The sequence below is a fragment of the Mesoterricola sp. JemC181 genome, assembly GCF_055384585.1.
In genome coordinates, this window is record NZ_AP045076.1 from 4,728,920 (window position 1) to 4,742,832 (window position 13,913).

Genomic DNA, 13,913 nt, shown 5'->3' on the forward strand with positions numbered 1-13,913 from the left:
GCTCCTGATGGTGGAAAGGATTAGATGGAAATCACAGGCTGGGAGGAGGATCGGCCGCGGCGGGTCGCGAGCTGCACGAGCTGGGGGACGTCGAGGATCAGGGCCACTTCGCCGGTGCCGAGGATGGTGGACCCCCCGACGCCCTTGAGGTTGCGGAAGAGCTCCCCGAGCGGCTTGATGACCGTCTGGAATTCCCCGAGGAGCCTGTCCACCACGATGCCGGCGCGCGTCTCCCCGTACTGGATGACCACCACCCGCTCCTTGGCGGGCCGGGGCCCCGGCACGCTGAAGACCTCCCGCAGGCGCAGGAAGGGCAGCACTTCGCCCCGCAGGTTGATGAGGTGGTTCTCCTCGGACTCCAGGAAGGGGCCCAGGTCCAGGCACTCGATGACGGTGTCCAGCGGGATGACGTAGCAGGTGGATTCCACCTCCACCCGGAAGCCGTCGATGATGGCGAGCGTCAGGGGGAGCCGGATGCGCATGGTGGTGCCCGAGCCCTCGTAGCTCTCGATCTCCACCGTCCCCCGCAGCTCGTCGATGTTCCGGCGCACCACGTCCATGCCGACGCCCCGGCCCGAGAGGTTGCTCACGGCGGCGGCGGTGGAGAACCCCGGCTCGAAGATGAGGGCGTGGACCTCGGCGTCGGACAGGTCCGCCCCGGCGGGCACCAGGCCCCGCTCCACCGCCTTGGCCAGGATCCGCGCGCGGTCCAGGCCGCCGCCATCGTCGGCCACCTCGATGACGATGCTGCCGGATTCATGGAAGGCGTTGAGCGAAAGGGAGCCCGTGGCCGGCTTGCCCCGGGCCAGGCGCACGTCGGCGGACTCGATGCCGTGGTCGATGGAGTTGCGCACGATGTGCATGAGCGGGTCGGCGATCTTCTCCACGATGGTCTTGTCCAGCTCGGTGTCGGCGCCCTGGATCTCCAGCTCGATCTCCTTGCCCAGCTCCCGGCTCACGTCCCGCACGATGCGCCGGAACCGGCTGAAGGTCTCCCCGATCTGCACCATGCGAAGGCTGAGCGCGTTGTCCCGGATCTCCTCCACCAGCTTGTTGAACGTGGCGGTGGCCTCCAGCAGGCGGGCCTCCTTGGAGTGGCTGGCCAGGGCCTGGGCGCTGGCCCCGGCGATGACCAGCTCGCCCACCAGGTTCACCAGCTTGTCCAGCTTGTCGGCGGCGACCTTCACCACCTTCATCTCGTTGGCCAGCTTGTCGTGGAAGCGCTTCTGCTTCTCCAGGGCCGCGACGACCACGGGAGGAGGCACGGACTGGTCCTCCACGAGGATCGTCCCGATCATCCGCTGGGAGTCCTCGGCCTTCTGGGTGGCGAGGGCCGACTCCAGGTCGTGGGGCGTGATGCAGCCCCCGGCCACCAGGATCTCGCCGAGGTAGTGCTCCTCCTCGGGCAGGGCCTGGATGAGGGACAGGTACTCCTCCACCTTGGAGTGGGGCGGGATCATCCGGATCCGGCTGTCGTCCTGGATGAACTCGAACACGCCCTCCAGCGTCTGCCGGTCCGCGTCCGTCTCCAGGTCCATCTCCAGGCCCAGGTAGCAGAGCTCCGGGTCGAAGGCCTCCCCTGCGGGGAGCCTCTCCAGGAGGGAGTGCAGGCTGACCATGCGGCCCAGGGTGCGCAGGTAGCGCACGAAGGACAGGGGGTCCATGCCGTTCTGGAGCACGGTGGGCGAGAAGCGCACGGAGATGTGCCAGTGGTCCCCTCCGCCCTCGCGGCGGGGGGCCACCTCCGGGCGCACCGCCTCGGCCACCGTCGCCACGCCGTTCTCGAGCCAGGGCACCAGGGCCGCCATCAGGCGCTCGCCCTCCGCGGCCACTTCCGGGGGTTCGGTCGCGTTCTCCCGCACCGTGGTGGCCAGGAGGCGCACCAGGTGGTCGTGGCACTCCAGGAACAGCCCCACCAGTTCAGGGGTCAGCGGGGTCCGCCCGCCGCGCACCCGGTCCATGACGCTTTCCACCGTGTGGGCGAAGCGCACGATGGGGTCCAGGCCGAACAGGCCCGCCGAACCCTTGATGGTGTGCACGGCGCGGAAGATGGCGTTGATGGACTCGGAGGCGTCGTCCTGGTCCTCCACGGTGAGGAGCGCCTCCTCCATGGAGGCCAGCAGCTCACGGCATTCGATGATGAAGGTCTGTTTGACCTGTTCCATGTCCATGGGTGCCTCAGGCGGTGGGGGCGATGAGCAGGGTGTCCCCGAAGGCGGCGGCCAGGTTGAGCTGGTCGAGGACCTCCAGGACGGCGGGGCTGTGGCGGATGAAGGGCAGGACCCCGCCCCTGGCGCGGGCCTCGCGCTTGAGCCAGAGCAGCACCTGGGCGCCGGCGGTGTCCAGCTCCTCGATGCCCGAGAGGTCCACTTCGAGGGCCGGGTCCATGGTCAGCTCCTCCCCGAGGCGCTGGCGCGCCTCGGCGGCGTGGTAGATGGTGAGCTCGCCCGCGACGAGGAGGGTGTGCTGGGTGCGTTCGAAGGAGATCATGGCCGGCCTCAGGGAAGAATCAGCTTGGAGACGGCCACGAGCAGCTGCTCGGGCTTGAAGGGCTTGACAACCCAGGCCCGGGCGCCCGCGGCCTGGCCCTCGCGCTTCTTGTCCTCCCCGGCCTCGGTGGTGAGCATGATCACCGGGGTGAACTTGTAGGCCGGATGGACCCGGATGGACTTGAGGAAGGTGATGCCGTCCATGTTGGGCATGTTCACGTCGCAGATCATCAGGTGGACCTTCTGCCCGGTGAGCTTGGCCAGCGCGTCCTGCCCGTCGCAGGCCTCGATGACGTCGTAGCCGGCGCTGGCCAGGGCGATGGCCACCACCTGCCGGAGGCTCACGGAATCGTCGATGATCATGATGGTTTTTGCCATGGGGTCCACTCAGAAGAAGGTGATGTCGGAATCCGTGTCATGGGAGGTCTGCTCCCCACGGTGGATGGCGAGCTGCTCGGCGGTCGTGTAGGTCGTCTCCAGCTCGGCGAGCCACTGGTCCACCTCCAGGCCGGAGGGGTGGTGCTCGAGGCGGTGGCTGAACTTCTCCATGTCCGCCACGACGCTCTGGAGGATCTGCCCGACCCGGTCCTGGAACTGCAGGTGGACCAGGGTGCTGGAGATCTCCTGGCCCAGGTGGATCCCCACGCCCTCGAAGCGCTGGGCGGAGTCGGAAAGGAGGGTGACGCCCTGCTGGATGTCCTCCACCACCTTCTTGATGGTGGCGTCGGCCTTCCGGACCATCTCGGCGTCGGTTGCCGCGAAGGACTGGGTGGCGGCGAGGGTGTCCAGGAGCGACTTGTTCACCCAGGCCACCTTGGAGGTGATGGCGTTGCCCGTGGTGCCCGAGCGCATGCTCAGCTTGCGCACCTCGTCGGCCACCACGGCGAAGCCCCGCCCCAGCTCCCGGGCGTGGGCGGCCTCGATGGCCGCGTTCAGGGCCAGGAGGTTGGTCTGGTTGGCGATGGCGGCCACCTCTTCCGACATGGTCCGCAGCTCTTCGGTGATGGCGGCCAGGTCCTGGATCTTCTCCAGCACCTCGTTCCGGACCCTGGCGCCCTTCTCCAGGTCCTGCACCACCCCGTGCAGGGCGGCGGAGCCGCCCTCGATGGCGGCCTGCAGGTTCCGGTTCGACTCCAGTCCCGCGGAATGGACCGCCTCCTTGAGGTTGCGCTGCATGGCCGAAAAGCGTCCGGTGAGCGCCGTGACGGCCTCCTCCATCTCCGACCGGGCCTGGGAGGTCTGGCCGGCCCAGAGGGGGACCACGGCGCCCGCGACCTGCTCGATCCCGGGACGGGCCTGGGGGGTGGCCTGTTCGGGCGCCGACTCGGGCACGGGGGGGGCGGGGGCGGGGCGCCGCCCCAGGAGGACGCACCCCAGGGCCGCGACGCCCAGGAGCGCGCCCATCCGGGAGAATCCGGAGGCCAGAAGGGGCGCCAGGAAGACCGCGGCAGGGACGCCGTAGGCGGCCAGATGCCGCGTGAGCGGAGGTTTTGTTCCAGTCTCTGGGGATTCCAAGGGGTCCGGTCTCCTGAACGGGGCGCAGGGTCGCGCGGGGAAGGTCGAATCATACAGGCGAAGGAAAGGATTCCATCACCCCGGCGGGTCAGCCATCAAAATCGTGTGAACTCACCCGCTTCTTCCTCCCGCTGGGGGGCGGCCCGCCGGGGCGTGACCGGGGAACGACCGGACGTGCGATTCCGGACGGGCGCGGCGGCCTTGGCGAGCCGGAAGAAGTCCATGGTCCCCTGGAGTTCGAGCGCCTGGGCGTTGACCTCCTCCGAGGTGGAGGCCAGTTCCTCCGAGGCGGCCGCGCTGTGGGCGACGGCCTGGCTGATCTGCCCGATGGCGGCGTTGATCTGGCCCACCCCTGAATTCTGCTCCGCGGAGGCCGCGGCAATCTCCATGACCAGGTCCGACGTCTTCTGGATGGAGGGGACGATGGTGTCGAGGAGCTTGCCGGCCCGTTCCGCCAGGTCAACGCTGCCCGAGGCGAGCCCGCTGATCTCCTCGGCGGCCACCTGGCTCCGCTCGGCCAGCTTGCGCACTTCGGCCGCCACCACCGCGAAGCCCTTGCCGTGTTCCCCGGCCCGGCCCGCCTCGATGGCCGCGTTCAGGGCCAGGAGGTTGGTCTGGTAGGCGATGTCGTCGATGATGGCGATCTTCTGGGCGATCTGCTTCATGGCGCCCACGGTCTCCTTCACCGCCTGGCCCCCTTCCACCGTCTCCCTGGCCGTCCTGGTGGCGATGTCCCCGGTGACCTTGGCGTTCTCGTTGTTCTGGGCGATGGAGGCGCTCATCTGCTCCACGGAGGCGCTGGTCTCCTCGACGCTGGCTGCCTGTTCGCTTGCACCCTGGCTCAGGGACTGGGCCGTGGAACTGAGCTGCTCCGAGGCCCCCACCAGCGACCGGGAGGCTTCCTGCACCTGCCCGACCACGCTGGCGAGCTTTTCAACCATGTTCTTGATGGAGGCCATCATGCTCGTCGTGTCGCCCGGCATGAGGTCCACCTGGACCGCCAGGTCCCCGGCCGCCACCTTCTGGGCGATGAGGGCGGCTTCCGTGGGCTCGCCGCCCACCTGGCGCTTGATCACCCGGGTCACCAGGAGTCCCAGCCCCATGGCCAGGGCGAACCCCGCGGCCATCGCGATGATGAGATTGCGACGCAGCGCCTCGTAGGTGGCCGCTCCGGCCTTGTCGGCCTCCTGCGCCACATGGCTGTTGTCGTCGAGGATCTTCACGAGGAGGCCCCGGAGCTCGAGGTACTTGGGCCGGGCCGTCTGGACCGTCAGTTTCTTCGCCTCCTCCGATTTCTTGGCGTCCAGGAGGGTGGAGACGCTGTTGATGGTTTCCACATAACTGGCCCATTTGGTGTCGATTTCCGCCCAGAGCGCCTTTTCGGTGTCGCTCATGTTGGTGGACCGCTCCTTCTTGGACCAATCCAGGAATTCCTTCTTGGCGCTTTCGATGTTGGCGAGTTCCACCGCCCGCCCCTTCTCGTCCGGGGCGATGACCATGTAGATCACCCGCAGCTGGAGGGCGGCCACCCGCACGATGCAGTTGGCCATGTAGTTCTGGCCCTGCACGTTGTCCGTGTAGACCTGGTGCATGAGCCCGGCGACGGTCGAGGTCCCCCTCAACCCGAACAGGCCGACCCCGATCGAAAGGATGGAAACGATCAGGAAGGCGAGCAACAGCCGTGCTGAAAGACGGAGGTTGTTCAGGCTTGACATGCGGAACTCCTTTCGGTGCCGTGGATTGGGACAAGACGAACAAGGCTTCGATGAGTTATCGGTATTCCCGGTGGAGAGCTTAGATTCGGCAGGTATTTCAACCCTTTCCGGCGCCCTGGACGTCAGGAACGAGAAAAAACGGGCCTGAAATTCTGCACGTGGGCCTAGAACCTGACGAACGCCTCCCGGCCAGGGGCGGCCAGGGCGGTGGGCGCCCGACCCTTCCCGGGATCCGCCAGGGGGTCCGGGGCCCGCTTCCGGGACGGCGCGGCCTTCCCCGCCAGCCGGAAGAAGGCCATGGTCGACTGCAGCTCCAGGGCCTGGGCATTGACCTCTTCGGACGTGGATGCCAGTTCCTCGGAGGCCGCCGCGCTCCGGGCCACGGCCTGGCTGATCTGGCCGATGGCGCCGTTGATCTGGCTGACGCCCGAGTTCTGCTCCGCGGAGGCCGCCGCGATCTCCAGCACCAGGTCGCTCGTCTTCTGGATGGAAGGGACGATGGTGTCCAGGAGGTGCCCGGCCCGCTCTGCGAGGCCCACGCTGCCCGAGGCCAGTCCGCTGATTTCCTCGGCCGCCACTTGGCTGCGCTCGGCCAGCTTGCGTACTTCCGCCGCCACCACCGCGAAGCCCCGGCCCTGGTCCCCGGCCCGGCCCGCCTCGATGGCCGCGTTCAGGGCCAGCAGGTTGGTCTGGTAGGCGATTTCGTCGATGATGGCGATCTTCCTGGCGATCTCCTTCATGGCCCCCACCGTGTCCTTCACGGCCTGGCCCCCTTCCCGGGTGTCCTGGGCCGTGCGGGAGGCCAGGTCCCCGGTCACCTTGGCGTTCTCGTCGTTCTGGGCGATGGAGGCGCTCATCTCCTCCATGGAGGCGCTGGTCTCCTCCACGCTCGCGGCCTGTTCGCTGGCGCCCTGGCTCAGGGACTGGGCCGTGGAACTCAGCTTTTCCGAAGCTCCCGCCAGGGACTGGGAGGCTTCCTGCACCTGGCCGATGATCCCGGCCAGCCGGCCCACCATTTCCCGCATGGCCAGCAGGAGGCTGCCCTTGGCCCGGGGATCCACGTCCACGGGGGTCGCCAGGTCCCCATCCGCCACGCGCCGGACCACCTCGGCGGCGTACGAAGGCTCGCCGCCCAGGCTCCGGGTGATGCTCCGCGTCACCAGGAGGGCAGCGGCGGTCCCGACGATCAGGCCCAGGGCGAGCAGGGCCAGCTGCAGGCGCTGGGCCTGGGCCACGGCCTTCTCGATGGCGGCGGCCTTGACGGCGTTCTGCTGCGTGAGCTGGGCGCCCAGGTCGTCCAGGGCCTGCATCCAGCCGCCATAGATGGGACGCAGCGTGCCCAGGATGAAGTCCCCGGCCTCCTGCTTTCCGGGTTTGCCCATGAGGTCCATGAGGCGGTCGATGGCCGGGAAGGCCTGCTCCCGGCTGGAGCGGATCCGGTCCAGGATGTCCTGCTCGGCGGCCGGAATCCGGCCCCGGCGGCCCTCGTTGACCCGGGCCAGCCGGCCCTCGGCCTCGCCGTAGCCCTCGCGGGCCTTCCGGTACAGACCCTTGGACCGCTCGAAGGCGGCGGGCTCCCGGGCGATGACCATGTCCCGGTAGGCCACCCGCATGCGGTCGGCGGAGATGATCATGGCCTGGGAGGCGTCGGCGGCGGCCTGGTTCACCCGGAACATTTCCACGGTCTGCGTTTCCATCGCTGCCATCTTCCGGTTGTCCACCAGGATCGTGGCCAGCATCAGGGCGATCAGCAGGCCGAATCCCAGACCCAGTTTCACGCCAACGCGCAGATTGGAAAAAACATTCATAACGAGCCCCCTGGGGAGGGATTCGAAGCACACTTCCCCCAACCCCGTTTGGAGGAAATGGTCCTGGCAAAATCCGTTATTTATACATCGGAGCCAGTCTCATGAATCTAAAGTCCTGAAAATCCCCAACCTTTACCAACTCAATAATTAAATAACTGCACTTCAAACATTTGGGGCATGTAAAAAACTTTTTACATGAGCCGCACCCATCGAGCGCCACACCGCCCCGGAAATGGAACCAGAATGACCCCGGAGGTTCCGCCATGCCCATGCCCCCCATCCTTCCGGCCCTGGACTGGAAATCCATCTTCGAGTCCGGACTGCCCTACGCCGAGTGGATCGCCACCGGAACCGCCCCCGCCAACCGCGAGCGCATGCAGGAGCTCCTCAAGGCCACGGCGCTGGAACCCCACGTCGCGGGTTTCCTGGCCGCCCTGGCCCGCCCGGTGCGGGTCGTGGCCATCGCCGAGGACTGGTGCGGGGACGTCGTCAAGCACGTGCCGGTGCTCGAGCGCATGGCCCGGGCTGCCGCCGGCCTGCAGGTTCGCTTCGTGTCACGGGAGCAGCACCCCCAGGTCTTCGCGAGGTTCCTCACCAACGGCGGGGAGGCCATCCCCAAGTTCATCTTCCTGTCGGAAGCCTGGGTGGAAGTCGGCAACTGGGGCCCCATGCCCTCGTCCCTGCGCGAGCTCATCGCCCGCGGCAAGGCCTGCGGCGACGTGGCCGCCGCCCGCAAGAAGGTGTCGGCCCGCTACGAGGCCGACCCCGCGGGCCGGGAGACCCAGCGGGAACTGCTGGCCCTGATCGAGATCGCCGCCTGCACCGAACCCTAGGCCCGCTTCGGTCCCCCCGGTGCCTCCTCCTGGCGCGCCTGGAAGGCGGTCGGCAGGGCGGCGGACGTCAGGGAGTGGACGGCCCGGGCCCTGGCGTCCCTGACCGGGATTCTTGGTAGGGTGGGGAGCCGATGAAGGCTCCAGTCTGCACCTGGTCCGGCCCGGCTCCAGGAGCACCCGTGACCCAGGTCCCCACCCCCGAGGAACGCTTCGCAGCCCAGCGGGAGGCGCGGTGGCGGGTGGGTTCGGCTTGCGCCTCCGCACGCAGGCGCAAGCTCCGGGCCCTCATGGGGGCCCTCCTGGCCCGGCTCCCGGAGGCCCGGGCCGCGCTGGCCGCGGACTTCCGCAAGTGCCCCGAGGAGGTGGACCTCACGGAGATCTACCCCGTCCTTTCCGAGATCCGCACCGCCCTGCGCCACCTGGGTTCCTGGATGCGGCCCCGGAAGGTGCGGACCCCCCTGGCCTTCCTCGGCAGCGCCGCCAGCGTCCGGGCCGAGCCCAAGGGCGTGGTGCTGATCATCAGCCCCTGGAACTACCCCCTCTTCCTGACCCTGGGGCCCCTCGTCTCCGCCATCGCGGCCGGCAACTGCTGCATCGTCAAACCTTCTGAATTCACGCCCCATGCCACCGCCTTCCTGAGGTCCCTCCTGGAGGGCCTGTTTGCGCCGGAGGAGGTGGCCGTGGTGGAGGGCGCGGCCCCGGAGGCCCGGGCCCTGCTGGACCTGCCCTTCGACCACGTGTTCTTCACCGGCAGCCCCGCCGTGGGGAAGCGGGTCATGGCCGCCGCCGCGCGGCGCCTGGGCTCCCTGACCCTGGAACTCGGGGGCAAGTCCCCCGTCCTGGTGGACGCCGGGGCGGACCTGGAGGAGGCCGCGGGGAGGATCGTCTGGGGAAAGTTCATCAACGCGGGCCAGACCTGCGTGGCCCCGGACTACGTGCTGGTCGCCGAAGGCGCCCACGACCGTCTCCTGGAAGCCCTGGTCCGCGCGGTGAAGCGCCACTACGGCGAGACGCCGGAGGCCCGCAAGGCCAGCCCCGACCTCGCCCGCGTCATCAACGCCGCCCACCTGGCCCGGCTCACGGGCCTCCTGGCGGTTTCGGGAGGCCGCGTGGTGCTGGGCGGCGAGGCCGATGCGACGGAAAACTACCTGGCCCCCACCCTCCTGGCGGACGTACCGCCCCGCTCGGCCCTCATGCAGGAGGAGATCTTCGGCCCCATCCTCCCGGTGCTGAAGGTGGCCTCCATGGACGAGGCCGTGGCCTTCGTCAACGCCCGCCCCACGCCCCTGGCGCTCTACGTCTTCGCGGAGCGGGCCCGGGCGGAGCGCATCCTCGCCCGCACCGCCTCGGGCGGGGCCTGCATCGGCGACACGGTCCTCCACTTCGCCCATCCCCACCTCCCCGCGGGCGGCACCGGCGCCTCGGGCTTCGGGAGGGCCCACGGCCACCACGGCTTCCTGGCCTTCTCCAACGAGCGGGCCGTGCTCCACCAGCGGACGCGGTTCTCCCCGGCCCGGCTCATGCACCCGCCCTACACCCGGTTCGTCCGGAAGCTGGTGGCCCTGACCCTCCGGTACCTCTAGCGGAACATCCAGCTCACCTTCACCTGGACCGCATCGTCCGAAGGCAGGCGGGAAAGCACGGCCACGTCCGCACGCGGGCTGAGGCTGCCCCGGTCGTTGACCAGCGCATCCGTGGCCACCCCGTGGGTGTAGACGAAAAACAGCGTGGACCCCGGGTTGAATTCCCATCGGACGATAAGGTTCTCATTCCATACCCGGTCCGAGAAGCACGTGGCGGCGCTGGCGGCGTTGGGGGCCAGGGTCCCGTCGTCCACGTAGCTCTGGAGGTTCCGGAACTCCCAGTTGGCCATGAGCCACTGTCCGAGGACCTGCAGGCTGAGCTTCGGGGTCACGGCGTAGGCCAGGCGCAGGGTCTCGTTGAACTGGGTCATGCGCCGGAGGCCGACCACGGGGGTCGTGCCCTGGGTCTCCAGGTACCTGAGCTCCCCCTCGTTGCGGGTGACGGAGGTGTCGGACTGGATCTCGATGGCCGGACCGAGCTTGATGGACTGGTACCACCCCGCGTCGGAGGTGGGGCCGTCCGGCCAGAACGACCGGTTGGCCGTGATGCGCACGTACCAGGGCCGGTTCCCCGGCGTGTCGAACCCCAGGCCCAGGCCCGGGATGGAGCCCCGGTGGAGGTACTTCTTGACGGGATCCGTGTAGGCGCGAAGCTCCCGGTCGTCGTCCACGGGCAGGGAGACCCGGGCGCTGCCCCACACGGCCCAGAAATTGGTGAAGTCCGTGCTGGCCCAGGTGCTTGCGGTCCGCTGGAAGACCTTGCCGGCCTGGTCCCGGGCGAACGAGAAATCCACACCCCACTCCCAGTTCCGCATGGAGAGGATCCGCTCGTCCCAGTGGCGGACCACCCCGGCGTAGACGCGCTGCTCGTCGGCCCGCGCCTGGTAGCCCTGGTCGTTGGGGTTGAAGTTCCGGCTGGCGTTGTCGCCGTTGACCTCCATGCGCCAGCCCGAGCTCCAGCGCCGGAAGTACCGGGCGTACTGCCACGCCCCGGTGGCCTCGGCCCCCCTGGCCCCCGCCTCGCTCCATGCGGCGCTCAGCTCCAGGACGGAAGCCCGGTCGGCGCTCTTCAGGACGCTGTCCACGGCCCCCACCTTGGCTATCCGCCCAGTGCGGTCCGCCTCCCGCACCACGGACGCGAAGCCGCCCACGGTGCTCCCCCGGCCGTCCACGGTCTGCAGGGCCCGGACGACCCCGTAGGTGGCGTAGGGGGAGATGGGGCGGCCCAGGCGCCCGCCGTCCGCCGTGTCCACGATGCCCCGGGCGTTCTCCACCCCCGCGGCCAGGGCGCCCAGGGCCAGACCCCTGTCCAGCTTGGCCGTGTACTTCGCGGCCGCCGCGATCTCCGCGGTCGGGGGCCCGTCCAGGAGGGTCTGGCCGTCGTCCAGGGTGGGGCTGGCGAGGCTCCGGCCGATCCTGCGGCTGTAGAAGAGGCGGACCCCGGGGAACTGGAAGATCTCCATGCCCTCCAGGAAGAAGGGCCGCTTCTCGGGAAAGACCGTCTCGACCGTGGAGAGGTTCAGCACCGCCTGGTCCACCTCCACCTGGGCGAAGTCCGGCCGCAGGGTCAGGTCCAGCTGGGAGGCGGAGGTCAGGCCCAGGTGGGCATCCAGCCCGGCGTTCCCTTTCCGGTGCCGGTCATCGTAGGTCTTGGCCGTACGGAACTTGTCCGTGAAGGTGAAGAAGGGGATCCACTCCCGCCGGAGCTGGGGGGCCACCCCCTTGATGCCGGTCAGGTCCGGGAACCGGCTGGCGAAGGCGTTCTCGCCCCGGGGCGGAAGGTCCCAGTAGCTGGACTCGCGGATGGCGCCCGAATCCGTGCGGCTGAAGTTGATGCCCCAGACCTCGTTCCCTCCGCTGCGCAGGCGCAGGACGGAGAGGGGGATCTTCAGGATGGCCGTCCAGCCTCCCGGACCGGCCTTGACCTGACTTTCCCAGACGGCGTCCCAGCTCGAGTCGCCCGAGATGGCGTCCCCGGCGTAGAGGGCGTCCCGCTGGACCCCGGCGGCGTTGACCAGGAAGCCGAAGGCGGTGCGCCGGTCCCGGTTGCTGTCGATGTAGACGCCGAACCAGTCGCTGGTGCTCTCCTGGTCCCGGCGGTGCAGGCGGCGCACGGGGCGCACCCCCCGGGGCAGCCCCATGTGCGCGCCCACGTAGAGATACTGGTCGTCGTAGAGGACCTTCACCTCGGTGGGGGTGGCCGCCTCCCGGCCGAAGTCGGGCCAGGAGGTGCGGAACCCCGTGGCCGCGGGGGCCCGGTCCCAGTCGGGCTCGTGCATGCCGCCGTCCAACCGAATGGGTCCCCGGGCGCGCACCGCTTCCAGCCCGGCCGCCCCCAGGGGAATGCCCCAGGCCACCAGCGCGAGCGCCGCCCACCGCGCGAGGCGCAGACCGATCACGGGCGAGCAAGGAACCATGGACGCTCTCTCATAAGGTGGGACCGAACGAACAGAAGACCCGCTGATCCCGTTTGTTATCCTAGCAAAGAACGTAAGCTCCACGACTAAGATGGTTTCCAACTTCCCGGGAGTACGCCCATGGTATCCCTCACTCAGCTGTGGCTGCCCATCCTGCTGGCGGCGGTGTTCGTCTTTCTGGGCAGCAGCCTGGTTCACATGGCCCTCAAGTGGCACAACTCCGACTACCTGCCCCACCCGGACGAGGAGGGCCTCCGCGCGGCCATCCGCAAGGGCTCGCCCGGCCCCGGGCAGTACACCCTCCCCCACTGCGGCGACCACAAGGAAATGGGTTCCGAGGCGATGAAGAAGAAATTCGAGGAGGGCCCCATCGGCTTCCTCATCCTGACCGCCCCCGGGGTCCCGAACATGGGCAGGTACCTTGGCCAATGGTTCGTCTACACCCTGGCCATCTCCTTCTGCGTGGCCTACCTGGCCTCCCGCACCCTGGCCCCGGGAACCCCGTACCTCCAGGTCTTCCGGGTGGCCGGCACCGTGGCGTTCCTGGCCTACGCCGCCGCCACCGTGCAGGGCTCCATCTGGTTCGGGAAGCCCTGGAAGGTGACCCTCAAGGACCTGGCCGACGGGCTCATCTACGCCCTCCTGACGGCCGGCGCCTTCGGGTGGCTCTGGCCGCGCTAGGGGGATTGCGGAACCTTCTCGAACGGCCTGGGGGCGGACCGGGACGGCTCCCCCCGCCCATCACCGTCCCTTGAACTCGTCCATGGACCGGTTCACCCCGAAGAACCCCGTGATGGCGTCAAAGAGCGACGCGGGCAGGAACTTGATCATCAGCACCGACACCACGAACCTCGGCATGATGAGCCGGGCGCGGTCCTTCTCGATGGCGTCCAGGATGCGGACGGTGACGTAGACGGGGTCCAGGATGGGCAGGAGCCAGGAGAAGCGGGTCTTGACGCCGCGGAACATGCCGGTGTCGATGTAGTAGGGGCAGACCACGGTGGTGCGGACGGGGTGGCCCAGGCGCTTGAGCTCCAGGCGCAGGGACTCGTCGAAGCCCACGGCGGCGAATTTCGAGGCGCAGTAGTCGGTGAGCCGGGAGGTGCCCGAGAGGCCCGCGGCGCTGGCGACGGTGACGAGGTGGCCCCGGCCCTGGGCGATCATGGCCGGCAGGAAGGCCCGGGTCATCCAGAAGAGGGCCAGGGTGTTCACCTGGAAGGTGCGCTCGATGGCCTCGTCCGAACATTCCAGGATGGGCTTGCCCGTGACGATGCCGGCGTTGTTGACCAGCACGTCCACCGCGCCCCGGGTCCTGAGGACCTTGGCGGCCGTGGCCTGGATCTGGGCGCGGTCGGAGAGGTCCACCGTGAACACCGCGGTGTCGCCCCCCAGTTCCGCCATGACGGAACGGAGCCCGGCCTCGTCCCGGTCAAGGAGCGTCAGGCGCGCCCCCCGCACCCGGGCGTCCTGGGCCATGAGGCGCCCGATGCCGCTGGCGGCGCCGGTGATGAGCACATGGGAACCGCGCAGGCGGGTCATGGAACCTCCACGGG

The 13,913-nt window shown here is 69.0% G+C and carries 11 protein-coding genes; 3 read left to right on the forward strand and 8 right to left on the reverse strand.

All coding sequences use genetic code 11. The features are described from left to right. Nucleotides 1-20: 20 nt before the first annotated feature. From ACZ5MC_RS20590 to ACZ5MC_RS20615, 6 genes are all read right to left on the reverse strand, one after another. Nucleotides 21-2,171, reverse strand: a complete 2,151-nt coding sequence (locus ACZ5MC_RS20590; RefSeq protein WP_464516671.1) for a chemotaxis protein CheA — start codon at nt 2,169-2,171, stop codon at nt 21-23. Between the two features lie 7 nt (nt 2,172-2,178). Beyond that, entirely contained in the window at nt 2,179-2,490 is a 312-nt protein-coding gene (locus ACZ5MC_RS20595; protein ID WP_306597776.1) for an STAS domain-containing protein, read from the reverse strand. Nucleotides 2,491-2,498: 8 nt separating this feature from the next. Next, a complete protein-coding gene (locus ACZ5MC_RS20600; RefSeq protein WP_306597777.1) occupies nt 2,499-2,867 on the reverse strand; it encodes a response regulator in 369 nt (122 codons plus the stop codon). A 9-nt stretch (nt 2,868-2,876) separates the two neighbouring features. Continuing rightward, on the reverse strand, nt 2,877-4,004 hold the full coding sequence (locus ACZ5MC_RS20605) for a methyl-accepting chemotaxis protein (protein ID WP_306597778.1): 1,128 nt from the start codon (nt 4,002-4,004) through the stop codon (nt 2,877-2,879). Nucleotides 4,005-4,099: 95 nt separating this feature from the next. Further along, nucleotides 4,100-5,719: a methyl-accepting chemotaxis protein gene (locus ACZ5MC_RS20610; protein ID WP_306597779.1), complete on the reverse strand. Its 1,620-nt coding sequence runs from the start codon at nt 5,717-5,719 to the stop codon at nt 4,100-4,102. Between the two features lie 164 nt (nt 5,720-5,883). After that, the gene (locus ACZ5MC_RS20615) at nt 5,884-7,497 is read right to left on the reverse strand and encodes a methyl-accepting chemotaxis protein (protein WP_464516672.1); all 1,614 of its coding nucleotides are present in this window, start codon (nt 7,495-7,497) and stop codon (nt 5,884-5,886) included. 293 nt (nt 7,498-7,790) lie between these two features. Here ACZ5MC_RS20615 and ACZ5MC_RS20620 point away from each other — a divergent pair, with 293 nt between their 5' ends. Further along, nucleotides 7,791-8,360, forward strand: coding sequence for a thioredoxin family protein (locus tag ACZ5MC_RS20620; protein ID WP_306597781.1), 570 nt, complete (start codon nt 7,791-7,793; stop codon nt 8,358-8,360). A gap of 179 nt (nt 8,361-8,539) precedes the next feature. Continuing rightward, a complete protein-coding gene (locus ACZ5MC_RS20625; RefSeq protein WP_464516673.1) occupies nt 8,540-9,943 on the forward strand; it encodes an aldehyde dehydrogenase family protein in 1,404 nt (467 codons plus the stop codon). Here the strand turns inward: ACZ5MC_RS20625 and ACZ5MC_RS20630 are convergent. Then, nucleotides 9,940-12,360: a DUF5916 domain-containing protein gene (locus ACZ5MC_RS20630; protein WP_464516674.1), complete on the reverse strand. Its 2,421-nt coding sequence runs from the start codon at nt 12,358-12,360 to the stop codon at nt 9,940-9,942. The two genes, ACZ5MC_RS20625 and ACZ5MC_RS20630, sit on opposite strands and share 4 nt — an antisense overlap. Nucleotides 12,361-12,480: 120 nt before the next feature. Here ACZ5MC_RS20630 and ACZ5MC_RS20635 point away from each other — a divergent pair, with 120 nt between their 5' ends. Beyond that, on the forward strand, nt 12,481-13,041 hold the full coding sequence (locus tag ACZ5MC_RS20635; protein WP_464516675.1) for a hypothetical protein: 561 nt from the start codon (nt 12,481-12,483) through the stop codon (nt 13,039-13,041). A gap of 60 nt (nt 13,042-13,101) precedes the next feature. On the opposite strand, the gene ACZ5MC_RS20640 is transcribed toward ACZ5MC_RS20635, so the two are convergent. Beyond that, complete coding sequence (locus ACZ5MC_RS20640; RefSeq protein ID WP_464516676.1) at nt 13,102-13,899, reverse strand: SDR family oxidoreductase; 798 nt, start codon at nt 13,897-13,899, stop codon at nt 13,102-13,104. Nucleotides 13,900-13,913: the final 14 nt, after the last annotated feature.

Excerpts from the sequence above, each read along its gene's own strand:
- ACZ5MC_RS20620 (WP_306597781.1), top strand. The coding sequence starts at position 7,791 with ATGCCCATGCCCCCCATCCTTCCGGCCCTGGACTGGAAATCCATCTTC.
- ACZ5MC_RS20635 (WP_464516675.1), top strand. The coding sequence starts at position 12,481 with ATGGTATCCCTCACTCAGCTGTGGCTGCCCATCCTGCTGGCGGCGGTG.
- ACZ5MC_RS20595 (WP_306597776.1), bottom strand. The coding sequence starts at position 2,490 with ATGATCTCCTTCGAACGCACCCAGCACACCCTCCTCGTCGCGGGCGAG.
- ACZ5MC_RS20610 (WP_306597779.1), bottom strand. The coding sequence starts at position 5,719 with ATGTCAAGCCTGAACAACCTCCGTCTTTCAGCACGGCTGTTGCTCGCC.
- ACZ5MC_RS20590 (WP_464516671.1), bottom strand. The coding sequence starts at position 2,171 with ATGGACATGGAACAGGTCAAACAGACCTTCATCATCGAATGCCGTGAG.
- ACZ5MC_RS20630 (WP_464516674.1), bottom strand. The coding sequence starts at position 12,360 with ATGGTTCCTTGCTCGCCCGTGATCGGTCTGCGCCTCGCGCGGTGGGCG.
- ACZ5MC_RS20600 (WP_306597777.1), bottom strand. The coding sequence starts at position 2,867 with ATGGCAAAAACCATCATGATCATCGACGATTCCGTGAGCCTCCGGCAG.
- ACZ5MC_RS20640 (WP_464516676.1), bottom strand. The coding sequence starts at position 13,899 with ATGACCCGCCTGCGCGGTTCCCATGTGCTCATCACCGGCGCCGCCAGC.